17 protein-coding genes and 1 pseudogene are annotated in these 25,525 nt (G+C 60.8%); 6 read left to right on the plus strand and 12 right to left on the minus strand.

Translation table 11 applies throughout. The features are described 5' to 3' along the window. The 7 genes and pseudogenes from AC1RQB_RS21745 to pvdM form a co-directional block, all read right to left on the minus strand. Positions 1-125, minus strand: a pseudogene (locus AC1RQB_RS21745) (DUF6124 family protein); the annotation flags it as partial. 543 nt (positions 126-668) lie between these two features. Beyond that, the gene (locus AC1RQB_RS21750) at positions 669-1,250 is read right to left on the minus strand and encodes a nucleotidyltransferase family protein (RefSeq protein ID WP_081235216.1); all 582 of its coding nucleotides are present in this window, start codon (positions 1,248-1,250) and stop codon (positions 669-671) included. A 442-nt stretch (positions 1,251-1,692) separates the two neighbouring features. After that, the gene (locus tag AC1RQB_RS21755; protein ID WP_081235215.1) at positions 1,693-4,173 is read right to left on the minus strand and encodes a TonB-dependent siderophore receptor; all 2,481 of its coding nucleotides are present in this window, start codon (positions 4,171-4,173) and stop codon (positions 1,693-1,695) included. 210 nt (positions 4,174-4,383) lie between these two features. Then, positions 4,384-6,033, minus strand: a complete 1,650-nt coding sequence (locus AC1RQB_RS21760) for a cyclic peptide export ABC transporter (protein ID WP_063341006.1) — start codon at positions 6,031-6,033, stop codon at positions 4,384-4,386. Between the two features lie 272 nt (positions 6,034-6,305). Continuing rightward, a complete protein-coding gene (pvdO, locus tag AC1RQB_RS21765) occupies positions 6,306-7,193 on the minus strand; it encodes a dihydropyoverdine dehydrogenase (protein ID WP_063341005.1) in 888 nt (295 codons plus the stop codon). Between the two features lie 43 nt (positions 7,194-7,236). After that, positions 7,237-8,523, minus strand: coding sequence for a pyoverdine-tailoring periplasmic protein PvdN (gene pvdN / locus AC1RQB_RS21770; protein ID WP_063341004.1), 1,287 nt, complete (start codon positions 8,521-8,523; stop codon positions 7,237-7,239). Beyond that, positions 8,520-9,890: a pyoverdine-tailoring dipeptidase-like protein PvdM gene (gene pvdM, locus AC1RQB_RS21775; protein ID WP_063341003.1), complete on the minus strand. Its 1,371-nt coding sequence runs from the start codon at positions 9,888-9,890 to the stop codon at positions 8,520-8,522. The genes pvdN and pvdM overlap by 4 nt, the downstream gene beginning before the upstream one ends. Positions 9,891-10,165: 275 nt before the next feature. On the opposite strand from pvdM, the gene pvdP reads away from it, so the two are divergent. Next, on the plus strand, positions 10,166-11,791 hold the full coding sequence (gene pvdP, locus AC1RQB_RS21780) for a pyoverdine maturation tyrosinase PvdP (RefSeq protein ID WP_063341002.1): 1,626 nt from the start codon (positions 10,166-10,168) through the stop codon (positions 11,789-11,791). 140 nt (positions 11,792-11,931) lie between these two features. Here pvdP and AC1RQB_RS21785 read toward each other — a convergent pair whose 3' ends face one another. Genes AC1RQB_RS21785 through AC1RQB_RS21795 form a run of 3 tightly spaced genes read right to left on the minus strand, consistent with a single transcriptional unit; the run spans position 11,932 to position 16,468 of the window. Continuing rightward, positions 11,932-13,326 (minus strand): efflux transporter outer membrane subunit, encoded by a 1,395-nt coding sequence (locus tag AC1RQB_RS21785; protein ID WP_063341001.1) that lies wholly within the window; start codon positions 13,324-13,326, stop codon positions 11,932-11,934. A gap of 7 nt (positions 13,327-13,333) precedes the next feature. Further along, a complete protein-coding gene (locus tag AC1RQB_RS21790; RefSeq protein WP_063341000.1) occupies positions 13,334-15,307 on the minus strand; it encodes a MacB family efflux pump subunit in 1,974 nt (657 codons plus the stop codon). Beyond that, positions 15,308-16,468 carry an efflux RND transporter periplasmic adaptor subunit gene (locus tag AC1RQB_RS21795; RefSeq protein ID WP_063340999.1) on the minus strand — a complete coding sequence of 387 codons (1,161 nt, stop codon included), beginning with the start codon at positions 16,466-16,468 and terminating at the stop codon, positions 15,308-15,310. It abuts the gene before it with no gap. 301 nt (positions 16,469-16,769) lie between these two features. On the opposite strand from AC1RQB_RS21795, the gene AC1RQB_RS21800 reads away from it, so the two are divergent. From AC1RQB_RS21800 to AC1RQB_RS21820, 5 genes are all read left to right on the plus strand, one after another. After that, complete coding sequence (locus AC1RQB_RS21800; RefSeq protein WP_008071207.1) at positions 16,770-17,252, plus strand: sigma-70 family RNA polymerase sigma factor; 483 nt, start codon at positions 16,770-16,772, stop codon at positions 17,250-17,252. A gap of 144 nt (positions 17,253-17,396) precedes the next feature. Beyond that, a complete protein-coding gene (locus AC1RQB_RS21805) occupies positions 17,397-18,734 on the plus strand; it encodes a lysine N(6)-hydroxylase/L-ornithine N(5)-oxygenase family protein (RefSeq protein ID WP_063340998.1) in 1,338 nt (445 codons plus the stop codon). Between the two features lie 326 nt (positions 18,735-19,060). Next, on the plus strand, positions 19,061-19,510 hold the full coding sequence (locus tag AC1RQB_RS21810; protein ID WP_063340997.1) for a hypothetical protein: 450 nt from the start codon (positions 19,061-19,063) through the stop codon (positions 19,508-19,510). Between the two features lie 152 nt (positions 19,511-19,662). Then, the gene (locus AC1RQB_RS21815; RefSeq protein WP_063340996.1) at positions 19,663-20,283 is read left to right on the plus strand and encodes a response regulator transcription factor; all 621 of its coding nucleotides are present in this window, start codon (positions 19,663-19,665) and stop codon (positions 20,281-20,283) included. After that, positions 20,284-23,526, plus strand: a complete 3,243-nt coding sequence (locus tag AC1RQB_RS21820) for a transporter substrate-binding domain-containing protein (protein WP_063340995.1) — start codon at positions 20,284-20,286, stop codon at positions 23,524-23,526. Positions 23,527-23,529: 3 nt separating this feature from the next. On the opposite strand, the gene dkgB is transcribed toward AC1RQB_RS21820, so the two are convergent. Continuing rightward, on the minus strand, positions 23,530-24,333 hold the full coding sequence (gene dkgB, locus AC1RQB_RS21825; RefSeq protein WP_063340994.1) for a 2,5-didehydrogluconate reductase DkgB: 804 nt from the start codon (positions 24,331-24,333) through the stop codon (positions 23,530-23,532). Positions 24,334-24,587: 254 nt separating this feature from the next. Next, entirely contained in the window at positions 24,588-25,496 is a 909-nt protein-coding gene (locus AC1RQB_RS21830; RefSeq protein WP_007907672.1) for a LysR substrate-binding domain-containing protein, read from the minus strand. Between the last annotated feature and the right edge of the window lie 29 nt (positions 25,497-25,525).

Below are 25,525 nucleotides of genomic sequence, written 5' to 3' on the forward strand. Positions count from 1 at the left end.
GGAATGTCCGGTTTGAGGTAGTAATCGAGGGCGCGATCGGCGGCTTCGTTGAGTTTTTTCGAATCGAGGGATTCGTAGGGGGATGTTGGATCGGTTTCCGGTGGGTTCGGTGTAGGTTTGAACATGGTAAAACTCCTTGATCAATGGAGTCGCCACATGTCGCTGCTAAACGAGAAAGGGTGGCGACCGTACGCGGGTTAGCAGACCAGGGATCAAGGAACCCGGCGCACCGAAGTGCCCCACGCACAGTCACCATAACGCAGACCAGCGTAGGCAAAAGTAGCTGGCTGATCGAGAGATGACACTGCGTGCCTTGATATTTACCGAGCTGCTAAACCCGATCGCTGATTCGTCAGCGACCCGGAAACGATAGAGCCCGGCCTCAAGACGCACAAGCCGGCGGATTCTGGCGTAGTCGTAGGCAGCGGCGCAAGAATGTGTAGCCTGAGTGAGTGTCTGGAAGTGTCGCTTAAACAGTGCCTGTTTATTGGTCTGAATTTTGTAGTGGATGGGCCGGCCTCTTCGCGAGCAAGCCCGCTCCCACAGGGATCTTCGGTGAACACACTATTTGTGTACGCCTGAGATCAAATGTGGGAGCGGGCTTGCTCGCGAAGAGGCCCGCTGGAACACCCTCGAACTTTCAGTTAAACCAAAAAAGAAGTCATCGTTCAAAATTTGGATGATTCTGTAAGTTGACCTGACTCCTGCCTGAGTAGAGGCCACGCTGTCGTCCACCCCTTGGACTTCAAGCGCTCTTGGTACATCGCTGTTTTTTCTTCAGTAAATCTCCAAGTGGGTCTGATGATCAGGTTGAAAAGATCATCCAGTCCCAAGGGGGCAGATACCTCACAGGTGTTTCCTTCGCGCAATCTGACGGCTATTGCCGTTGCTGTCTCTGGCCAGTAACGCATTGCATCCGTAGTGCAGATGTAAGGTTTATCGCCGTTCTGAACATGCATCCTCGCCTGGTTTTTTACTGACCAGAGGACTGTCGGGTCCAAATCTCGCAGAGCTGCTTCTAAAGCCCTGTCATCTGAGGGAGTGCAGTGACATGGATCAAACCAGATTACGTCGACGTCGCTCGCGATAGGAGATGGGAAGCGTCCGTGCAAGTGATCCCAAACCGCGTTCCGGACAAAACCTGCACCGATCCAACAATCCGGCAACCCCAGGGAATGAACAAGCTGGAGTAGACGCCATCGAGCGGGGTCTTCTGAAATGATTGTCTGGACTCTTGAAGCGTTATTCACTGACACCTCCAGCTCGTTGGGCAGAAAGATTCTCCTCACTACATCTTATGGTGTGCGGGAGATGTCGATGAAACATCATTTGTTTAGCAGTCTCACTTTGGGTTTTGTAGTGGATGGACGGGCCTCATCGCGGGCAAGCCCGCTCCCACAGGTATCTGCTTAGACCAAAGGATTTGTGAACGACACCAATCACTGTGGGAGCGAGCCTGCTCGCGATGAGGCCCGAAAGGACACCCTTGAACTTTCAGTTAAAAACCACCGCCATTGATCGTTCCCACGCTCTGCGTGGGAATGCCTCAACGGACGCTCCGCGTTCGGCTCTGGAAGGGACGCGGAGCGTCCCGGGCTGCATTCCCACGCAGAGCGTGGGAACGATCAACGTCAGCTTTTCCCGCACAAAAAAACGCCCCGCAATTGCGGGGCGTTTTCATTGAGGCTGCAATCAGAAGTCAGCCTTGACCGACATCACGAAGTTGCGCGGTTCACCGTAGAAGTTACCCCAGCCTTCGGAACCGATCGTGGCGTAGTAGCGCTTGTCGAACAGGTTGTTGCCGTTCAGTGCCACGGACCAGGTGTCGTCGATGCGGTAGCCGATGCGACCGTTCCAGACGGCGTAGCCTGCCTGGGTGATGTTCTTGCCGCTGCTCGCCGAAGTGCGGTAGTTGCTGCTTTGGGCATTGACGCCGGCACCGACGGTGACGCGTTCCAGCGGGCCGCTGAGCGCATAGTCGCCCCACACGCGCAGCAAGTGGCGCGGCACATAGGTGTTGTACGACACGCCATCCTGACTGACATCGGCGTCTTCCAGAATCTTGGTCTGGGTGTAGGTGTAGCCGGCGAGCAATTGCAGACGGTCGATGACTTCACCGCTGACTTCAGCTTCGAAGCCCTGGGCGCGCACTTTGCCGGAGTTCAGCGAGCAGCTGCTGTCCGGGCAGGCCGGGTCATCCTGGGCTGCGTCTTTCTGGACGGTGCGGAACAGGTTGAAGGAGCTGTTCAGGCGACCGTCGAACCATTCACCTTTGATCCCCAGTTCATAGCTCTGGCCGATCAATGGCTTGAGCGTCGAACCGTTGATGGTCTTGTAGTTGCCTTGCGGGGTGAAGATATCCGCGTAGCTGGTGTAGGCGGTCAGGTTGTCGTTGATGTCGAACAGCAGCGCGGCGAACGGGGTGACTTGCCCGGTTTCCTTGGCCTCGGAGCTTGTCGGCGTGCCTTCGCCGCGCCAGAACGAGACGGAGTCGGTTTCGGACTTGTACCAGCTGACGCGGCTACCCAGTACGAAGGTCAGCGGATCGGCCAGTTTCAGGCGTGCCGTGGAGTAGGCGCCGTATTGCTTGATCCGCATGTCCACCGGACCACCCCGGGAGGCATTGGCCAGGTAAAAACTTTCATCCGGCTGGGGCAGGTGATGGTTGGGGTTCAGCACATTCTGAGTTTGAGGCAAGAGGGCCACGGCGTAGAAGTCGTCCTTGTGGGAGCGGCTGGCGTTGGCACCGACGATCAGCTCATGCTCTTGGCCGAATGCGTCGAACTTGCCGTCCACATAAGCGTCGAGGCCGTAGTCGACCTGATCGTAGTCAAAGATGCTGCCGATCATCGCGGTACTGGTGCTGGTGGCGCCAACCGGTACCGAACCGCTGGGGAAGGCGTATTCCATGTCCTGGGTGTTTTTCGAGTAAACCCCCGCGACCTTCAGCGCCCAGTTGTCGTTGAACTCGTGTTTCAGGTCGCCAAAGTAAGTGGCCCGCTTGCTGCGCTGGTTGTTCCAGGCGGTGTTCAGGCACGTGGAGCGAGAGAGCTTCAGGTCGCTGCCATCGGCGTAGCGCGGCAAGCCGCCCCAGCACGGAGTGGCATCGACGTCTTCATAGGCCATGCCCAGGCCCAGGGTGGTGTAGTCGCTCAGGTCGAAGTCCAGCGCGCCGTAGTAGATCTGGTCCCTGCGTTCGCCCACGTCATAGAAATACTGACGGGTCTGCTGGGTCACCACGGCCCGGCCACGGATGGTGCCGGCGTCGTTCAGCGGGCCGCCGGTGTCGACCTGGCCACGGTAGTTGTCCCAGGTCCCGGCAGACAACGACAGTTGAGTGTGCGGGGTGTCCTGGCCGCGCTTGCGCACGAAGTTCACACCGCCTGCGGTGCCCCCGGCGCCCTTCATCATCCCGGCCGCACCGCGCAACACTTCGACCCGATCATAGATCGCCATGTCGCTGTTGAAGGCATCGGCCTGCACGTAGCTGCTGCCGATGTCCAGCGGCACGCCGTCGTACTGGTACTGGCCGGTCATGCGGAAACCCCGGGAGTAGAAATACTTGCCACCCATGGGCGAATCGTAAACGGTGATGCCCGGGGTCTTTTCCATGACCTGTTCGATGGTGTTCAGGTTCTGGTCATCGAGCATCTTGCGCGTGATGACGGTGATCGACTGCGGGGTTTCCCTGAGCGAGTGCTCGCCCTTGCCAATGGTCACCGCACCGGTGGTGTAGGAGTTGCTGCCTTCGGTGGTCGCGCCCAACCGCTGACCGTTGATGCTGGTCGGTGCCAGTTCCATCGCGCTGCCGGTGGCCGGCGCCAGCAGGGTGACCGTGTTGCCGTCGCGTTGATGGCGGATCCCGGTGCCCTTGAGCATCGCGTTCAGCGAATCATCTTCCTGGTAGCGGCCGTTGAGGGCACTGGAGCGCAGGTTCTGAATGCTCTCGGGGCTATAGATGATTTGCAGATTGGTCTGTTGACCAAGAGTCTGCAGCGCCTGAGCCAATGGCTGGGCCGGGATGTTCAGGGTCCATTCCTGAGCCTGGACATACGGCGTCACCGCCAGGGTCATCGCCAGGCCGAGGCCGGTGGACGTCATGCGCGAGCGAGTGGTGCTGCTCATTAACAGGGCGCGGGTCAGAGGTCGAAGCATGAAACGGGATGCGGACATGAGGTTAAGACCTTGGCAGGTATAGTTGGTAATGGTTCTTATTCATCTCATTAAGACGAGGAGGCCGCGGCAAACCGGAAAATTATTTTTCCGGTCCAGGGGCAATGCTGGTCATGTAGGAGCCAGCGGTGCGGCGATCCGACTTGCCGGCGAAGGCACTTTCAAGGACGCCTTCGCCGGCAAGCCTGGCTCCTACACGGCCTTCGTCAGTCAGGCGGGTTGCAGTTCGCTTTTGACCTTGCCGGCCTCCATGCGCACCAGTTGATCGGCCACGTCGAAATAGCGGTCATCGTGGGAGATGACGATGATGGTCTTGCCCAGGCGCTTCAGGTCGGGCAGCAGTTCGGTGTAGAAAATGCGGCGGAAGGTCGGGTCCTGATCGGCCGCCCATTCGTCGAACACCAGCACCGGCCGTTCTTCGAGCCAGGCATTGACCAGCGCCAGGCGTTTGCGCTGGCCGGTGGAAAGATCGGTGGTGCTGAACGCGCCGTCGCGCACGCTGACCTTGTGCGCGATCTCCAGCCGTTCGAGGTAGCGCGTGGCATCCTGCGGCACTTGTCGGTCGCCCTGAATCAGGTCATCGAACAGGTAATAGTCGGCAAATATCGTGGTGAAATTCTGCCGGTAGTCATCGCGATTGAGCGCGGTGATCGGCTGGTCGTTCACGCGGATCTCGCCTTCAGTGGGCGCATAAAGGCCCAGCAGCAGCTTGATCAGCGTGGTTTTGCCGCAACCGTTTTCACCGACGATGAAGACAATGTCGCCTTGTTCGATGCGCAGGTTGACCGGGCCGAGGCGGAAGGGCTCGCTGCCTTCCACCAGCGGGAAGGCGTAACGCACGTTGCTCAGTTCCAGGCTGTGGACCGGGCCGGGTTTGTAGCCCTGGTCTTCCAGCAGCAGGTGCGGTTCCGGGGAGGAAAATTGTTCGCTGAGCTCGGCGATCCGGCGAAACGCGATCTGCGCCCGGCTGATGATTGGCAGAGTGCTGACCAGGTGTTCCAGCGGGCCTTTCATGTACAGCAGCACCAACACAAAACCGCTCATCACGGCCTTGTCGGAACTGGGCCAGAACGATTGCAGGGCCAGTGCCAGGCCAATGACCACGAAGAACAGCATCGAGCCGAACGACTTGGCAATGACGAAGGTATTGATCGAGCGGATCTGGGTATCACAGATTTTCTCGGCGGTTTTCTGGATGCCGGACACGAACATCCGCTGACGCCGCGGGCGGTGGATGCGCAACTCCTTGGCCCCTTCGGCGATGGCGTTGTAGTGCTTTTGCAACTCGTCTTCGGAATCTCGCGCCGCGTAGAAACCGCGCATGCCTTTGGCCCGTGCGATGGCCTGGAGGGTGGTGCCGATGGCGATGGCCACCAGCATCATTAGAAACATCGGCCACGACAGCATGGCCAGGTAGCCGAGGCAACCGAGGGTCACGGTCAGGGAAATCGCCAACGGCGCGAAGGCGAAGGCGAAATCGCTGATGGTGTCTACGTCATGGGTCAGCACCGGGATCAACCGGTGGCTGCGGTAGCGCTCGATCTGGTCGATTGGCGCCGACAGCACTTTCTCCCCCAGCTCTTTGCGCAGCCTGGCGATGATGTGCTGACCAACGTAGTTGGTGCCGATGTCGGACACAATCGTGGTCAGTAGCGCCAGCACGCAAAGCCCGGCGAAAATCATCACCACGGTGCGGGTCAGGCCGTCAGCGGAATGCAGGGCATTGTTGATGGTCGCCAGCAACACGGTGACGCTCAGGCCACCGATCATGCCGAGCACGATGGACACAGAGACAATCAGGCGGAAGGGCTTGAGCAGGGCGAACAATTCGTTGATCGCCCCACGCGTTGGCTTGGTCATGGAGGATTCCTGCTTCGATGCGGAGGGAGTGCCGGTACTTAAGGAAAACGAATGGTCGGGGACTTTATTTAAACGGTCGCGGACGGTAATTGCCGGTTAGTCACAAGACCTGCGGCGAGCGAAATTCCTGTGGGAGCGGGCTTGCCCGCGAAAGCGGTGTGTCAGGCGACTTAGATGTTGACTTGTAGCGCCGTCATCGCGGGCAAGCCCGCTCCCACAGGTTTCGCGGCTGGACTTACCGGCATCGGTTCAAGCCCCTCGCAACAAAGGATTCAGAGCTCACGCACTACACGAAACCCCAGCCAGTCGCCGCTGCTGGTGGGCAGGCTGCTGTTGCGATTGCCGGAGCGGGAAAACACCGGTGCCTCGCCCCAGTCGTTGCCGCGCATGACCTGGCGTTTGCAGTTCTGCTCCAGCCACGGGCTGCCGTCGCTGGGCACGCCGACATAGTCTTCGCGGTAGCAGTCGGCGACCCACTCATAAACATTGCCGTGCATGTCGAACACGCCAAAGGCGTTGGCCGGGAAAGTGCCGGCCGGGGAGGTGAAGTTGTAGCCGTCGGCGGCGCCGTAGGTGTTGGCGTTTTTGGAGATCTGGTAATCGGCGCCTTCATCGAACGCAAATGGGAAAGCCCCGGTACTGCCGGCGCGGGCGGCGTACTCGCGGATCGACTCGCTGGGCATGCGATAGGCATGACCGGTTTTCTTCGACAACCAGGCGATATAACCCTGGGCTTCAGCCGCGTTCATGCACACGGCCGGGTGGCGCGCCGTCTGTTTGAAGCTCGGTTTGCCGGCCGTGCAGCGACGGCCCGGGCGATCATCGAAGTCGGCGGGGGTGTTGCCAGTGGCGCGCGTGTAAGCGTCCCATTCGCCGGCCAGTACCTGGAAGCGGCTGATGGCGAAAGGGCGGGTGAAGGTCACTTCATGCAGTGGGCCTTCATCGGGCTGGCGGCCGACTTCATCCTCTGGTGTGCCCATGGTGTAGCGGCCGGCGGGCAGCACGACCATTTCCGGACAGTCCTTGCAGTCCTTGAACACCTTGCCGGGGGCAGGCGGGCTCGCGGCCTGGGCGGTGCCGGGCAGCAGGCCGGCGAGCAGTGCGGTCAGCGCCAGGGCCGATAGGGTTCGCAGGGCGGAAGGTGTGTGGGGCGTATTCATAAGTCGTCTCGGTTAAAGGAAAACTGTGCCTCGCAGCGAAGTTTCACGCGGAGCGCTTTTTGCCCAGCACGTCGATGAAGCGGTCCACCTCGGCTTCGGTATTGAGCAGGCCGGGTGCGGTGCGGATCACCGGGCCGACGTCGCGGCTGACTGCATCGCTGACAATGCGGTTTTGCACCAGGTGGGCAGCCACGGCATCGCAATCCTGACCCTTGACCCGGAAGAAGGTGAACCCCGCCGAAAACCTCGGATCGACCGGGGTGACCAGCTCGATACCCGGTTGCTCCAGCAAGCGCTGTTTCAGGTAGCTGTTGAGCTGATGGATACGTGCCTGGACGTCGGCCTTGCCCAGTTCCAGGTGCAATTTGAACGCTTCGTCCACGGCCCAGCGATGTTCGAACGCGTGATAGCCGCCCGGGGACATGATTGTGGAAAAGGTCGTGGCTTCGGAGAAGGTCGGCACGCTCGGGCTGACGTATTTCAGCTCTTCGCTGCGGCTGCAAACGATGCCGGTGCCGCGAGGGCCGAACATCCATTTGTGGGTGCCGGCAATGAAAAAGTCGCAGTTCATCGCCGGGAAGCTCAGGTCTTCGACGCCGAAACCGTGTACGCCGTCGACCACGTAAACAATCCGGTCCTTGTCGTCGCGCTGGCGATTGTGTTCATCGACGAGTCGGCCGATGTCGCTGATCGGCAGCTTCACGCCACTGCCCGAGTGCACCCAGGTCATGCCCAGCACGCGGGTCTCGGGGCGGATGTTGCGGTTGATGGTATCCAGCACTTGGTCGGCCGAGATCGACTGTGGCTGCTCGAACAACTGAATCTTGCGCACCCGGGTGCCATCGCGCTGGTTGCGAAAGTTCAGGATGTTGTTCGTGGAATAGTGCTCGTGAACCGTGGTGAGGATTTCCTGATCGGGGCGCACCTGCACGCCGCCATAAATCATCGCCAGGCCTTCGGTGGTGCTGCCGGTGAGGGCGATCTGTGTCGGCTTGGCCTGCAAATACCGACCGGCCCAGAGCCGTACATTTTCTTCGCGCTGGTGGGTCACGCCCAGGTCCCAGTCCATGGCCAGCCCGGGATTCAGGTCCAGCGCGGCGCGGTGACGGGCGATGGCCTCGCGCACCGGTTTTGGGTGAGAGGTCACCAGAAAGTTGGCGAAGTGAATGTAGTTCGGGTCCTGGTCGAACAGCTGACGCAATTGCGCCCACTTGTCCCGGGGCAGCGCTTGCGATTGCGCGGCAGCGGCCGGTGAGCCGAGGCTGGCACCCAACGGCAGGCCAGCGGCGAGGATCCCGGCCTGTTTCAGAAAGGTCCGACGGTCATTCATGGCTTGACTGGTTCCTGGCGAGAAATCAGCGTGGGCTTCGCGGCTTTTTGCACCTGTTCCCAGACCCGCAGGAAGTTGCCGCCCCAGAGCTTGGCGATATCGGCTTCGGAATAACCACGCTGGATCAATTCGGCGGTGACGTTGCGGATTTCGCCGACATTTTCCCAGCCCTTGATGCCGCCGCCGTCGTTGAAGTCCGAAGCGATACCGACGTGGTCGATGCCGACCTTGCGCACGGTGTAATCGATGGCGTCGCCGAGGTCCTTGAGCGTGGCCTTGGGTTCTTCTTCGAGAATGGCGTACAGACCGCTGGCGTATTGACCGAGCTTCTGTTCGGACCAGGCGGTGATGATCGGATCGCCAGGCATCAGCGCCATTGCCAGGTTGGGCAATGGCGGCAAATCGAAACGTGTGCGCAGGGCGTTGAGTTTGTCCTGTGTGCCTTGGGTCAGCGGTTTGAGGTATTGCGAGAAACCGACCACCTGCACCACGCCGCCGCTGTTCTTGATCAGCTGCAGCTCCTTGTCGCTGAGGTTGCGCGGGATGTCCACCGAGGCCCGTGGCGCCGAGTGCGAGGCCACCATCGGCGTGCGGCTCAGCTGCGCCACTTGCTCCAGGCCCTTGCTCGACATCTGCGACACATCAATGATCACGCCCAGATCGTTGAGGCGCTGCACCGCTTGTTTGCCGATGTCCGACAACCCGTCGAGGGCATCGGGGGAGTCGTTGAAAAACGGCAACGGTCGTGACGAATCGGCCCAGCTGTTGTTGCCGATGTAGCTGAAACCGAACATGCGCATGCCGCGAGCGGCCCACAGGTCCAGTTTGCTCAGGTCATTGCCCAGCGGGTAGGCGTTGAGCATGCTGATGAAAATCGCAAACTTGCCTTCGCCGTGCAGGCGTCGGAAGTCGTCGGGGGTGTAGGCGATGCCGACCTGATTGGGAAAGTCGCGCACCAGTCCGGAGATGATTTTGTAGCGCACTTCCTGCTGGTTGCGCGCTTCTTCGACGAAACCGTCGGTGGGCCTGTGCGGGGCGTTCGGGCCGTTCCACATTTCCGGCCAGCCGAAAACCGTCAGGGCCGCGCCGGACAGTCGGCCGCGGTTGGCCTTGATCAAATCGAACTGGCCGGAACCGTCCTTGTCGGCCTCGTTGCCGTGGGCGCCGAAGCTCAGGGGGACGGTGATGTGGCTGTCGAAGGAAAGGATCCGCTCCTGCAGTTCGGTGGCCTGTTTCATGACCTTGACCGGGTAGCCGGGGTTGTCCTTGAACCCGTAATCCCAGACCAGCCAGCCTGCGCCGGCACTGATGGCCAGGGCCAGTGGCAGGCCGAGGTACAGGGCCTTTTTCGAACGTGTTTTTGTCATCGCCATCTCAGTCAGGTTCGCCGTTGAGTGCAGGCGCAGGGGCCTTTGCTATCTGGGAAGAACGATTGACCGGCACAGGAATTTAGGTGGCCCCGAAAAGATCGCCTTTCAAATGTAGGAGCTGGCGCAGCCTGCGATCTTTTCGGGGTCGCCCAAGATGAAGATCAAAAGATCGCAGCCTTCGGCAGCTCCTACAGGGGATCGCATAAATTTGTCGGGGCTACAAACGTTCTAGCTTGGATAAAGCCTGCTTCAAGGCTGACACAGGTAGGGCAATGACGATTTCTCGACGCTGGTTCATGGCGGGCCTGGCGCTCACGAGCGCTGCGGTGCCTGCCGCTTTTTATGCACATCGTGAGTTGACCCGGGAAAAGGAACCGATCACGCCGGGGGAGGCCACGGTCGACCTGGCGAGCACCGCCGGGCAGCAACTGGCGGACAGCTTGCGCGGAGTCTGGGACATTCGTTTTGTCGGCAGCGATGCCGGGCTTGAGGGCTTGCCGCAGGACGGGCTGGAGCTGTTTCTCGACATCGCTCATCGCGGACGAGGGTTGCGCGGCTACCTGGACACCGGCACTCATCTGCGTGGGGAAGGGGTGCCGCACTATCAGTTGATCGGCGATCTGGCGCCGGCTAATGGCGCCGAACTGTACTGGCGGCTGATGCGCACCGACGCCCCGTTGGTGGCGCCAGTGTATGAGTTCAAGGCCAAACTCGATGAGGTTTGGGCCGCTTTCGGCAACGCTGGCAGCGGCACGTTCAGCGGCCAAGTGCTGAGCCTGAATCGCCCGTTGGGTTTACCCGAACTCGACAACCGCTTTATCGCCATCAAGCGCCGGTTTCCCGAGGCGCGGGAGCGAACCGCCCTCAACCCGTCGTTTCTGGCGTGGCTGGTGTCGCCCGAACATCGATTGTTTCACCAGCTCTGGCATGCGTCCCGGGACAAATGGCACAAGCTCTCAGAGAAAAAACGCGAGGCCTTGCGCGGTATCGGCTGGCAACCCGGCCCACGGGACAAGGAGCGTGATGCCCGCGGGCCGCGCAAGGACCGCAACGGTTCGGGCATCGATTTCTTCTTCATGCACCGGCACATGCTCGGCATCGCCCGGTCCATGCAGGAGTTGCCGTCATGGTCGGCGTTCCCCCTGCCGCAGCCGGAACTTGAGCGTGATCGCCAAGGCTTCGCGCGCTATTTCGACAATCACGATGGCAATGCCCTGCCGCCAACCTGGTTGGCCGAAGGCGATGACGAATACACCAAGTGGGTCAGTGACATCAAAGCCGCAGAGACCTATCACAGCAACTTCCAGGTCTGGGAGTCGCAGTACCGGGATCCGCGTTACCTGTCGAAGCTGACCCTCGGCCAGTTCGGTTCGGAAGTCGAACTGGGCCTGCACGACTGGCTGCACATGCGCTGGGCGTCGGTGGCTCGGGACCCATCCAACGAGATACCGGTGCCGATGGCCCGGGATCAGGCCGACTTCGCTGCGCGCTGGTATGCCCCGGAAAACGACTTTCTCGGCGATCCGTTTTCGTCCCACGTCAACCCGGTGTTCTGGCGTTTCCACGGCTGGATCGACGATCGCATCGAAGACTGGTTCCGCGCCCATGAACGTTTTCACCCCGGTGAATTGAGCCGCCTGGAGGTCAACGGCGTGCCGTGGTTTGCGCCGGGGCGTTGGGTGGAAGTGAGCGATCCGTGGCTCGGGCCGGACACCCACGGTTGCAGCACGACGCCGGGTCTGCAGGTGGGGCGTTCGGTGGAAATGGATCCGGAAACCATGAAGCTGGCGTTGCGCATCACCTTTGGCGATGAAGACAACATGAGTGACCTGTTGCGCAAAGTGCCGCGACGGCCGTGGTATGCGCGGCATTTGAAGGTCAAGGGATGGCCGGTTTAATCGGATAGACCGCGTTATCGTTCTTCGCGAGCAAGCCCGCTCCCACATTTGATCTCCATCGAGCACGAGGTTTGTGTACGACGCAGATCCAATGTGGGAGCGGGCTTGCTCGCGAAGGCGGCCTCAAGAACGACGCTGTTCTACAGGGCTTGCCAACCCCCACCCAACGCCTTGTACAACGCAATACTGGCCTGCAACCGTGACAATCTCAGCTGCACATTCAGATCCTGGGCGGCATACAGCGTGCGCTGGGTTTGCAGTACCGTGAGCAGGTCTTCGGCACCGGCCTGGTAACGGCTCTGGGCGATGTCGAAAGCGCTCTGCGCCTGGCTCAGTTCCTCCCCTTGCCACTGACGTTGTTCGTCCAGCCCGCGAATGCTGTTGAGGGCTTTTTCCACATCGGCGAAGCCATTGATGATTGCCCCGCGATAGGTTTCCAGCAGTTCCTGTTGACGCGCTGTGGCCTTGTCGCGCTCGGCGCTGAGGCGACCATTGTTGAAGACCGGCGCCACCAGCCCCGAGGACAGGTTGTAAAAAGTGGTGCGCAACAGATCCGAAGCCAGGTCGGCGCCGGTGCCCAGGCTGGCGGTGAGTGTCAGCTTGGGCAGCATCGCCGCGCGGGCGACAGTCACGTCGGCCTGGGCGGCGGCGAGTTTGGCTTCGGCGCTGGCGATGTCCGGGCGGCGACTCAACAATTCACTGGGCACGCCGCTGGCAATCTCCGGCCAGTGCAGTTGATCGAACGGCTGCTCTGTCAGCGTCAGTGCTTGCACCGGTTGGCCGAGCAGGGCGGCGAGGGTGATCCGCGCTTCCCGGGTCTGTTGTTGCACCAACGGCAGTTTGCGTTGCTGTTCGGCCACCAGGCTTTTTTGCTGCGCCAGTTCCAGTGAGGTGGCGCTGCCGGCGTCATAACGGGTCTGCACCAATCGCAACACGCTTTGGGCGTTGGCCAGGTTCAGCTCGGCGATCCGTTGCTGTTCACGCAACGACAAGGCCTGGGTGTAGCTGTTGGCCACGCCGCTTTGCAAGGTCAGCTCCACGGTGGCCCGATCGAACTCGCTGGCCTGCAAGCCAAGCAGGGCACTGTCCCGGGCCGCCCGTTTGCCGCCCCAGAAATCGATCTCGTAACTGGCGCTCAGTTCCGCATCGTAATAATTCAGCGAGCGATTATCAGGGCTGACGTCCAGTTGGCTGTAGCCCTTGCCGTGCAGCAAGCGTTGGCGATTGGCGTTGAGGCCGGCCTTGAGTTCGGGCAGCAGCGGGGCGCCGGCGATGGTGGCGCTGGCCTGGGCCTGCTGCACCCGGGCGACGGCGGCGGCCAGGTCGTGGCTACCCACGCTGGCCTGTTCGATCAGGCGATTGAGTTGCGGGCTGCCGAACTGCGTCCACCATTGCCGGTTGCTGTGTGCAGCGGCGGCGGTGTTCGGCGATTGCCAGGCGGCGGGTGGTTGCAGGCCGCTGTCGGGGCGCGGCGCAGGGTTGCTGCAGGCGGCCAGCAACAGGCTGGCGGCCAGAAGGGTCAGGGGCACTTTCATAGGTCGATCATTCACTGGTAAGGGCCGTAACCGGATCGAGCCGGGCAGCCTTGCGGGCAGGCATGAAGCCGAAGATGACACCGGTGACCAAGGCGCAGCCGAAGGCGCCGAGCACGGCGAACAACTGGAACGCAACCGCGACATTGCCGAGCAGCAGCACGCCACCGACCAGCAGCGCCAGACCGATCCCGGCGACACCGCCGACCACCGAGAGCATCACCGCCTCGGTGAGAAACTGGCGCAGGATGTCGCGCTGGCGGGCGCCGGTGGCCATGCGAATACCGATTTCCCGGGTGCGTTCACGCACGGTCATCAGCATGATGTTCATGACGCCGATGCCGCCGACCAGCAACGAAATCGCGGCAATCGAACCGAGCATCAATGACAGCGTGCCTTGGGTGCGGGCCTCGGCCTGGATCATGGCGGCGTTGTTGGTCAGCTCGAAATCGCGCTTGCCCTTGTGCTCGCGCAGCATCGTTTGTTCGATCGCCTGCTCGGCTTCCTTGACCTTGCGTGCATCCTTGGCGGCGATCACCACGTACTCGGGATTGCGACTGCCAAACAACCGCACGCTGGCGGCCGAGTAGGGCACGGCGATGCGGTTGTCGCTGTCGGAGTCGCCGGAACTGGAGCCTTTTTCCGCCAGCACGCCAAGCACCTGAAACGGCACGTTTTCGATCAGGATGTACTGGCCGATCGGGTCGGCCAGGTCTTTGAACAGCTTCTCCCTGACCTTGTGGCCGATCACCGCAACGGCGGCAGCACTGTCTTCATCGGCTTGGGTGAAGTAGCTGCCCTGAACCACCGGCCAATTGAAAATGCTCGGGAAGTTGGTGTCGTTGCCGCCCACATAGGCGGTGTGATCGGCGTTGCCGAAACGCACGCCGGCCGTCGAGCCGTTGACCGGCATGATCCGCTGCACCTGGGGCAGGTTGGCGAGCGCGGCGACGTCGTCGAGGGTAATGATCCCGGGCGGCGTACGCGGATTGGGCGCGGCGCCGCTCAGGTAAATGATGTTGGAACCGAAGGCGCCCATCTGCGCCATCACCTGGCGCTTGCTGCCTTCGCCCACCGCCAGCATCACCACCACTGACGCAACGCCAATGACAATCCCCAGCAGCGTCAGGGCAGTGCGGAAGCGGTTGATCCACATCACGCGCCAGGCCGCCTGAACCGCGTCCACTAGTTCGCCTTTCCAGGCGCCATTGGGCTCGCTGCCGGCGCTCAGGCGCTGGCGCAGGTCCACGGCTTGCAGCGCACCGGGGCGTGCCGCGCCCGGGGTGGCCGAAGGATTTGTGGCGGTGTCGCTGATGATCAGGCCGTCGCGGATTTCGATGACCCGGTTGGCACGCCTGGCCACTTCGCGATCGTGGGTGATCAGGATCACCACATGCCCCTGACTGGCCAGTTCGTCGAGCAGGCTCATGACTTCGGCGCCGCTGTGGCTGTCGAGGGCGCCAGTGGGTTCGTCGGCGAGAATGATGTGGCCGCCGTTCATCAAGGCGCGGGCGATCGACACCCGTTGCTGCTGACCACCGGAAAGCTGATGCGGACGGTTGCCGGTGCGCGAGCCCAGGCCGAGGCGCTCGAGCAGGGCCGCCGCGCGGGCATGGCGTTCGTCCGCCGGAGTGCCGGCATAGATGGCCGGCATCTCGACGTTTTCCTGGGCCGATCCGGACGGGATCAGGTGGTAACCCTGAAACACGAAGCCGAAGGCCTCGCGCCGTAGCCACGCCAGTTCGTCGCTGCCAAGGCCGGCGACGTTTTCCCCGGCGAACAGGTAGTCGCCGCTGGTGGGGCGATCGAGGCAGCCGAGAATGTTCATCAGGGTCGATTTGCCGGAACCGGAAGCGCCGACGATGGCGACAAATTCGCCAGCGTGGATCGACAGGTCGATGCCGCGCAGCACTTCCACCACGGGGCTGTCGCCCCCGCCGTAGGCTTTGCGGATCTGTCGCAGGTCAATCAGGGGCGTTTGCATTCAGTCTCCGCTGCCGGTGAGCGGGGCGCTCAGCACGTGATCGCCTTCCGCCAGCCCCTCGAGAATCTGCGTGCGCAGCCGATCGCTGATCCCGGTGCGAACCTCGCGGCGCTGAACCTCGCCGTTGGTCGCCACCACTTGTGCCACTTGGCGATCCGCCGCGGTGCCGTTTTGCAGGGCCGCGGTGGGCACCGTCAGCACGTTCTGCGCTTGCTGGGCGACGAAAAATACCTGGGCGGTCATGTCGGTCATCAAGGCGTTGTCGGCGTTGTCGACATCCAGCAACACGGTGTAGAGCACCACCCGTTCGCTGCCGCTGCGACCGCTGGTGGGGCTGCCCTGCGACTGTTCGAGCGGGCGCGGCGGCACCGGCAAAATCTGCCGCACGGTGCTGCTCCAGCGCCGGCTGCCACCGCTGAGGGTGGTGAACCAGGCGGTCATGCCGGGTTTGACCTGGCCGATATCGGCCTCGGACACCTCGGCCCATACGGTCATCGGTGACAACTTGGCAATGCGCAATATCAGCGGCGTCTGTTGTTGGGCATTGAGCGTCTGGCCTTCCCGGGCACCGACGGCGACTACCGTGCCGGACATTGGCGCGTAGATCCGTGTGTAACCCAGTTCTGCTTCATCGCTGCGCAAACTGGCCTGGGCTTGACGAATCTGCGCCTGGAACATGTCGATGCGCGCTTGTCTCGCCCGGACTTCGGCGCGGGCGGTCTGCACATCTTCTTCGCGGGTCGCGCCGCCGGCCTTGAGGTTCTGCTGGCGCTGATACTTTTGTTGCGCCAGATCGTGCTGGGCGCGCTGCTCTTGCAACTGGGCCTTGAGGTTGTCGATGGAAAAGCGCCCGGCGTCGAGTTTGGCTTTCTGGGTCGAGGGATCTATCTCCACCAGCAATTGGCCTTCCTTGACTTGATCGCCGGCCTCGACATGAATCTTCTGGATCTGCCCGGACGCCTGGGCGCCGACGTCGACATAACGTCGCGGTTGCAGGGTGCCGAGGGCGGTCACGCTGTTTTCGATATCGGCGCGGGTCACGGTGGCGGTGGCAAGTTTTTCACGCCCCGGGGGGATCACTTGCCAGGCGGCCAAGGCTGCGGCGGGGATCAGGCACAGAGCGACAAACAGGGCGCGTCGGGTAGGGCGGGGACGTTTCATGCGGGGTTCCAGCCGGTAAAAATCGGCCCGTCGCTCGGCGTGCGCGGCAGTGACCGGCGCCGCTGAACGCTGTCGGTGGACCGACAGACACGGGAAGTTGTCCTGTAAACGAGAACCCCGGAGCAGAATTTAAGCCTTGAGACATGGGGTTACAGCACGACAAATGAGGTTATTTCTCAAGTAAATGGATCCAGTGCTTTAAATCTATATGAGAATTACTATAAATTACGCCTCTTGCGCGCTGCCATCATCGTGCCGCCATCTCTTTTATGGCGCAGATCTGGCTCAAGGACTGGGAGTCATGTTGGAAAACTACTATCGCGAGCTGGTGTATTTCCTGAACGCCAAGCTAGGCAACCGTCAGGTGGCCGAAGATGTGGTACATGACGCTTATCTGCGGGTGCTGGAGCGTTCCAGTGACACGCCGATCGAACAACCCCGGGCGTTTCTTTATCGCACCGCGCTCAATCTGGTGATCGATGACCACCGACGCAATGCCTTGCGGCAGGTCGAATCCCTGGACGTACTCGACAGCGAAGAGCGCTACTTCACGCCATCCCCCCACAACAGCCTCGATCATGGCCAGCGCCTGGACATGCTTCAGCGCGCACTGGCGGAGTTGCCAAAGCTGTGTCGCGAGAGTTTTCTTTTGCGCAAGATCGACGGCTTGTCGCACCCGGAAATCGCCGAGCACCTGGGGATTTCCCGGGCGCTGGTGGAAAAGCACATCGTCAATGCCATGAAGCATTGCCGGGTGCGCATGCGCCAGTGGGACGCCCATTGATCGGCACCGTTTAATCAGGCCTCGTTAAATTTTTTTTCATTGTCCTCGTTCCTATTCAACAGACGATCTGCTGCCGCACAAGGCCGGTCAGGTCACCCAGGCTTTATCCCCGCTGGTCCGGGGTTCATCCAGAGGACACTGGAAATGACACAGGCAATTGCATCGCCCATCGTTCACGACCTGATCGGCGTCGGTTTCGGCCCTTCGAACCTGGCTCTGGCCATCGCCTTGCAAGAGCGCGGGCCGAGCCAGGGCGAGCTGGATGTGCTGTTTCTCGACAAGCAGGCGGACTACCGCTGGCACGGCAACACCCTGGTCACCCAGAGCGAACTGCAGATTTCCTTCCTCAAGGACCTGGTGACGCTGCGTAACCCGACCAGCCCGTATTCTTTCGTCAATTACCTCAAGCATCACGGTCGTCTGGTGGACTTCATCAACCTTGGCACCTTCTATCCGTGCCGCATGGAGTACAACGACTACCTGCGCTGGGTCGCCGGGCAATTTACCGAGCAGAGCCGCTATGGCGAGGAAGTGTTGGCCATCGAGCCAGTGCTGCACCACCAGCAGGTGGAAGCACTGCGAGTGATCTCGCGTGATACGCAAGGTCAGCAGCATGTGCGCACCACCCGTTCGGTAGTGGTCAGCGCCGGCGGTACACCGCGCATTCCCGAAGCGTTCAAGGCACTCAAGGATGACGGCCGGGTGTTCCATCACTCCCAGTACCTGGAGCGCATGGCCAGGCAGCCGTGCGTGAACAACCAACCGATGAGCATTGCGATCATCGGCGGCGGGCAGAGTGCGGCGGAAGCCTTCATCGACCTGAACGACAGCTTCCCGTCGGTGCAGGTGGACATGATCCTGCGTGGCTCGGCCCTGAAACCGGCCGATGACAGCCCCTTCGTCAACGAAGTGTTTTCGCCGGAGTTCACCGACCTGGTGTTCCAGCAGGCCAGCAGCGAACGCGAGCGCCTGGTCAACGAGTACCACAACACCAACTATTCGGTGGTGGACATCGACCTGATCGAACGCATCTACGGCATCTTCTATCGGCAGAAAGTCTCGGGCATTGCGCGCCATGCGTTCCGTACCCTGACCACCGTCGAAAAAGCCACCGCTACCGAGCGCGGTATCGAGCTGGCGGTGCGCAACAACGCCACCGGTGAAGTCACGGTTCGCCATTACGACGCCGTGGTGCTGGCCACCGGTTACGAGCGCCAGATGCACCGCAAACTGCTGGCTCCGCTGGAGCAATACCTGGGCGATTTCGAGGTCGATCGCCACTACAAACTGATCACCGACGAGCGCTGCAAGGCCGGCATCTACATGCAGGGCTTCTGCCAGGCCAGCCACGGCTTGAGCGACACCTTGCTGTCGATCCTGCCGATCCGCGCCGATGAAATTGCCAGCTCGCTGTATGACCATGGCAAGTCGCGTGGGCATGGTCGGTCGGTGATGGATGTGTTGTTGGCAACTGCCAGCTAAATCTTCTGCACCTGCCAGGCCGCTATCGCGGGCAAGCCCGCTCCCACAGTTTGATCTTCAGTCACCAAATCTGTGTTCACTGAAGATCCCTGTGGGAGCGGGCTTGCCCGCGATGGGGCCCTCAAAAGCACCACAAATCCAGAATCCTGAACCCTCCTGAAGAATCCCGCGCTGCAACGGCGCGGCGAAACCCGACCCGTTCCGAGAGCCATGTACTGAAAGGATAAATGGCGCAGTTTTTAGGAAACGTCCTACAGAACGCTTCCTCGGTCTTGCGTAGCCTTGCCGCCTCACTCATCAGTCATTGATTGACCTGGAGGCACGCGATGATCAACAAAAACTTGCGTATCCTGATCGCCGACGAACAGCATTTTCACCGGATGAAAACCGAGCGGCTGTTCAATCAGCTCGGTTATTACCGGGTGGCCCCGGTACAAAGCCTTGTGGAGATGCTTACCCTGGTCGAGTACGGTTGCGAGCCATTTGATCTGGTGGTCATCAATGCCTCGCTGGCGGATGGGGCATTGAACCTGCTCGGGTTCTTCCTCGATAGCGGCCAGGTTCACCACGCCTTGATCTACGATGGCCGGCCGGCACAGTTGTCGCCGATCCCGGCCGTCGGTGTTAAACAGACGGTTCAGCAAAAGGTTCAGGTGAGCCACGGGGCGCGGCCTGATCTGGTGTCCATTCAACGGCTGATGGCGCTCATCGATCCGCCTGCGGGTGAAGCTTCACAGTCCCCCGTGCCTGCGCGATATCCGCATCAAATTGCTTGATTCTGGGTTACCGCTCGTCGGAACTATCATTTCTGACAGGTACCTCCTTCCTGTCCGTCATGCAAAAGTCTTAGCGCAGCCGTTGCGTCCGGTTCGTCGTTATCCGGCGTGCATTGGTGCGCAATCGTCAGATCTTTGCACAGGGAATTACCATGAAGTCAGTGCTGATTGTGGACGATCATCCGGTGGTACGCGCCGCAGTCAAAATCGTATTGGAGAAGGAGGGTTTCAAACGAATCTATGAGGCGTCCAGCGGTAGCGAGGCGTTGTCGATGCTCCGTGAGCACTCACCCACGCTGCTGGTGCTGGATCTGGTCATGCCCGAGGGCGATGGGCTGGATGTGCTGGACCGGATCAGGGCCAGTGATTGGTCATGTCTGGTACTGGTATTCACCTCCCTGGATCCGCTGTTTTTTCAAGAGCGTTGCATGCGCGCCGGAGCCATGGCGTATGTCGCCAAGACCAACGTCCTGAGTCAATTGCAAAAGGCTGTGCATGCGGTCATGACCGGTTACACCTATTTTGCGCGGCTGCCTTCGGGATCGCAGGACGCCCTGCAACGCAGCGAAAAACAGATGATCGACAAACTCTCCAACCGCGAACTGACCATCCTGCAATACCTGGCCCGGGGCACGAGCAACAAGGCCATCGCTGAGCTTATGCACCTGAGTCACAAGACCGTCAGCACCTACAAGACCCGCTTGATCGAAAAGCTTGGCGTGAACGCGGCGGTGCACCTGCGGGACTTCGCCAAGCGCAATCATCTGATCTGAATGAAACCGACCGTGCGCATCGTCCTGTTGGCCTTGATGTTGAGCCTTGTGCCGCACGTTTCAGCGGCACTGGCTGACGAGCCGCAGCGGTTGCATCTGCTGGGGCGCTCCACCGTGGAGGGCTTTGAGGTCAAGCTGGATGAAAAGGACTGGCAATGGCTACGCGATAAACGAGCCCTTCGCCTGGGAGTAACGGGGGCGGATTACCCGCCGTTCGAAGTGACGCGTCACCGCGATGAACTGGAGGGCATCACGGCCGATTACGCCGAGCTGCTGGGGCAACTGCTGCATGTCAAAATCGATGTGCTGCGTTATGCCACTCGTGAGGCCGCCATGGACGCCCTCAAACGACATGAGCTGGATCTGCTCGGAACCTCGAACAACTTCGAAGCGGCCGACCCCGCGCTGACCCGGTCCCGAGCCTATGCCGAAGATCAGCCCATGCTGGTCACCCGACTGAACGAGCGAATGCCCGTCGACCTTGCCGGCAAACGCATCGCCATGGTCGAAGACTATTTGCAGGCGCAGACCGTTGAAGATTTTTATCCCGATGCAAGTTTGCAACTCTATCCCTCGGCACTCGATGCGCTCGGAGCGGTAGCGTTCGGGCCAGACGATGTGTACCTCGGCGACTTCATCAGCGCCAATTATCTGATCAACAATAACTACCTCAACAATGTTCATCTGGCGGGGCCTTCCGGTCTGGATGCCAATCCATTCGGCTTTGCTTTGGCGAAGGACAATCCGCGTCTCAAAAGCATCATCGACAAGGCTCTGGCGGCGATTCCGATGGAACAACGCGTGGTCATCGAAGTGCGCTGGAGTGCCGGCAGGGCTAATGCGGCGGGTCAGGAGCAGGTGCGTTTGAGCCCCAGTGAACAACGCTGGCTGGACCGGCATCCGACGGTCACTGTCGGTGCGATCGACAACTTTGCCCCGCTGACGTTCTACGATGCCCAAGGCCGGTTCAACGGGTTGACGGCGCAGTTGCTGACGCTGATCAGCCAGCGCAGCGGTTTGACCTTTCAGGTGCAACGCGGGCACTCACTGGACCGGCAGATTGAACAACTCCAGGGCGGCGAAATCGACCTGTTGCCTGTGGTCACTCCCAGTACCGAGCGTGAAGACGCAATGCTGTTTACCCGCGCCTACCTCAGCAATCCATTTGTGCTGGTCAGTGCAACGACGACGGGCAGCCCAAGGACGCTGGACGATCTGGCCGGTAAACGCCTGGCGATTTATCGTGGTCATCCGTTGTTCGGGTTCCTGCATACCCGGGCGCCGCAGGTGCGCCTGGTCGAAGTGCAAAGCCCGGCCGAGGGCATGGAACGGGTGATCAAGGGGCAGGCTGATGCGACGCTCAGTTCATTGATCGTCGCCCGTTACCTGATCGCTCGGCACTACCCGGATCGTCTGCGCGTCAGCAGCACCGTCGGCGACCAACCCGCCCGTATCGCCCTGGCCACGCACCGCGGCGCGCTGGAGTTGCATTCGATTCTGAACAAGGCGTTGCTGAGCATTTCGCCTCAGGAAATGGACGATCTGGTGGCCCGCTGGAGCAATGATGTGGTGCTGGATGACAGCTATTGGCTACGCCATCGTCAAGGCATTCTTCAGGCGTTTGCCGTGGCTGGCGCCCTGTTGTTGCTCGCCCTGGGCTGGATCGCCTGGCAGCGCCGGCAAATCCGTCAGCGCCAGCACTGGTTACGGCAATTGCAGGAGGCCAAGAACGAGGCGGACGATGCCAACCGCGCCAAAACCACTTTTCTGGCCACCATGAGTCATGAGATCCGCACACCGATGAACGCCCTGATCGGCATGCTCGAACTGGCCCTCAAACGTGCGGACGAGGGCGTCACCGATCACTTTGCCATTGAGGTGGCGTCCGGTGCCGCACGACAATTATTGGCGCTGATCGGTGACATTCTGGACATCGCCCGTATTGAGTCCGGACATTTATCCCTGACACCTGAACGCGCCAATCTTCGGGAGCTGGTGGAGTCGGTGTGCCGGGTTTTCGAAGGCCTTGCACGGCAGAATGAGCTGGCGTGGCGAATCGATCTGGATGAACACAGTGATTGCGACGTGTTGATCGACCCCACCCGTTTCAAGCAGGTGCTGTCCAATCTGCTGAGCAACGCCATCAAGTTCACCCGTGAGGGCGAGGTGAGCCTGACGCTGCGGGTGACGCCTGTTACGTCGGGGCATCTGGCGGTCAGTGTGCGCATTGAAGACACTGGCATTGGCATCAGTGACGTCGATCGGCAACGGTTGTTCAGCCCGTTCGCCCAAGCCAGCAATAACCAGCAGTCAGCTCGCGGCGGCTCCGGGTTGGGCCTGGTAATCAGCCGTACCCTGTGCGAAATGATGGGCGGCCGGTTGCAACTCGGCAGTGTCCTCGGGCAAGGCACACAGGTCGACATCAACCTTGAGCTGATCGCACTGCAACCGTTGCCTGCCATTGCGCCAGTGGATAGCGGGGTGCAGGTGCCGACGCGACCACTGACGATTCTGGTGGTCGACGATCACCCGGCTAATCGTTTGTTGCTTTCATGGCAACTGAGCCACCTGGGGCATCGTGTGATGGAGGCTGAAGAGGGCGCACGGGGGCTTGAGCTGTGGCGCGAACATGAGTTCGATCTGGTGGTTACCGACTGCAATATGCCCAGGCTCAGTGGTTATGAACTGGCGGGTGCAATACGCGACGAAGAGCGCGTCCAGGGATTACCGTCGACGCTGATTCTGGGCTTTACCGCCAATGCGCAGCGTGAGGAAAAAGTCCGCTGCCTGGAGGCAGGTATGGACGACTGCCTGTTCAAACCCATTCTGCTGGCGGATTTGAGCGCATGGCTGGCGTCCAGGTTTGCAAACGAAGCACCCGAGACGCTCGAAAAGCAACCCCCGCCCGAGATGGACTTGAGTGGCCTGGAGCAATACGTCGGTGCGGACCGCACACTGCTCGATCAGCTGGTGCGCGAACTGGCGGTGACCAACCGGGTTGATCGGGATGATCTGCTCGAGGCGCACGCCAGAGGCAATCGCCATGACCTGCAAGCCCTGGCGCACCGCATCAAGGGCGGCGCGCGCATGGTCCGGGCGGTGCGTTTGATCGAACGCTGCGAACAACTGGAGCGCGTCATGGAGGCGGGGGAGCTGGCGCTGATCGACGAAGCCGTCGATCAGTTGCAGCACGCTATGTCATTGCTGGACAAACACTTGAGCCCGGATTTGAGTCAAGGCTGAAACTCAATCCCACTGCGGCGCAATGCCTTTGGGGCTGGTCAGCCGCTGGCCGCGATCAAGGGCTGCGATCAGCGCCATGTCGGCATCGCTCAGGGTCAGGGCGCAGGCTTGCAGATTGCCTTGCAGGTTGGCGCGTTTGGTCGAGGAAGGAATCACCGCATACCCAAGCTGCATGGCCCACGCCAGCGTGACTTGGGCCGGTGTCGCCTGAAGGCGATCGGCGATCTGCTGGATGAGCGGATCCTTCAGCACTTCGCCGTAGGCCAGGGTCATGTAAGAGGTGATCCGGATGCCTTGGCTTTGGGCGAATTCGACCACCTTGCGGTTTTGCAGGTACGGGTGCAGCTCGATCTGGTTGGTGGCGATGTTCTCGGCACCGATGGCAGTAATGGCCTGTTGCATCAGGTCGACCGTGAAGTTGGATACGCCGATCTTTCGGGTCAGGCCCAGTTGTTTGGCTTGGAGTAAGGCGCCCATGAATTCTTCGACCGGAACCTGATCTTCCGGCGACGGCCAGTGGATCAGCGTCAGGTCCAGGTAATCGGTTTGCAGCTTGTTCAGGCTCTCTTTGAGGCTGTCGATCAACCGGTCTTTGGCAAAGTTGGCCACCCAGATTTTGCTGGTGATGAACAGCTCGTCACGAGCAATGCCGCTGGCAGCGATGGCCTGGCCGACCTCGGCTTCGTTTTTGTAGATTTGCGCGGTATCGATGACCCGGTAGCCCAGCTCAAGACCGGTGCTCACCGAATCGATGACCACTTGGCCTTGCAAGCGAAAGGTACCAAGACCGAATGCGGGGATAGACATCAATGACTCCAGGGGTTGCAGTGGGAATGAGCGGGAGTATCCCCGGCTGGACCCTTGAGAAAAACCGCTGGATCGGCAAAGCACTGTTTACCGTAAGTCATGAATGGGATGTTTCAGTGGCATTGATGGTGTTTGGTCTGACGCCTTCGCGAGCAAGCCCGCTCCCACATTGGATCTGTGGTGTACGCAGATCCAATGTGGGAGCGGGCTTGCTCGCGAAGGGCGCGACTCGGTGCTGGAACTTGACCCCACCCCTAAGCAATATCGCTATGGCTGAATTCCTCGCCCAGAAAGTCGATCAAGGTCCGCACCGACGGCAGCAATCCGCGTCGTGAGGGGAAGATCGCGTGCACGATTCCGCACTTGGGTGTCCAACCCGGCACCAGTTCCACCAGTCGGCCGGCGGCAATCTCATCGCGCACCACCACACTGGGCAGGTGGGCGATGCCGATGCCGGCGAGTACCGCGTGACGCAAGGCCAGCAAGTCGTCGGTGACCATTCGCGGGGTATGACGAATCAGCGCGCTGGCGCCATCGGCACCGAACAATTCCCATTGATATTCACGCTGCGCGCCACCCCAATGCACGCTCGGCAGACCGCTTAGGTCAGCCGGCGTGGCCGGTGACGACAAGCGCGACAGAAATGCCGGACTCCCCACCAGGCATTGGGTGCTGTTGCCCAGTACCTTCATCACCATGTCGGTGTTTTCCAACGGCGGAAAGCGCACGCGCAGCGCGATATCGAACCCTTCGTGGATCAGATCAACCCGGCGGTTGGTGCTTTCGATGAACAACTCCACCAACGGGTATTTGAGCATGTAGCGGGTCAGCATCGGCCCGACCCAGGTGTTCAGCAGCGCGGTCGGGCAACTGATGCGCACCAAACCCTGAGGTTCGGAGCGATTGCGTTCGATCAGTTCGGCGGCGCTTTCGGCTTCGACCCGCATGGCCAGGCAACGCTGGTAATAAGCCTGGCCGATTTCGGTCAACGAGCAGTGCCGACTGCTGCGGTGCAGCAGGCGCACACCGAGGCGTTCTTCGAGCTCGGCAATGCGTCGGCTGAGCTTGGATTTGGGCATGTCCAGCGCGCGTCCAGCCGGGGCGAAACCGCGGTGCTCCACCACTTGGGTGAAGTAGTAGAGGGTGTTGAGGTCTTCCACCATCGTTCTCCAAATAGAACGCTAAGGCTGAT

Source organism: Pseudomonas sp. GW822-FHT02E03 (genome assembly GCF_058802325.1).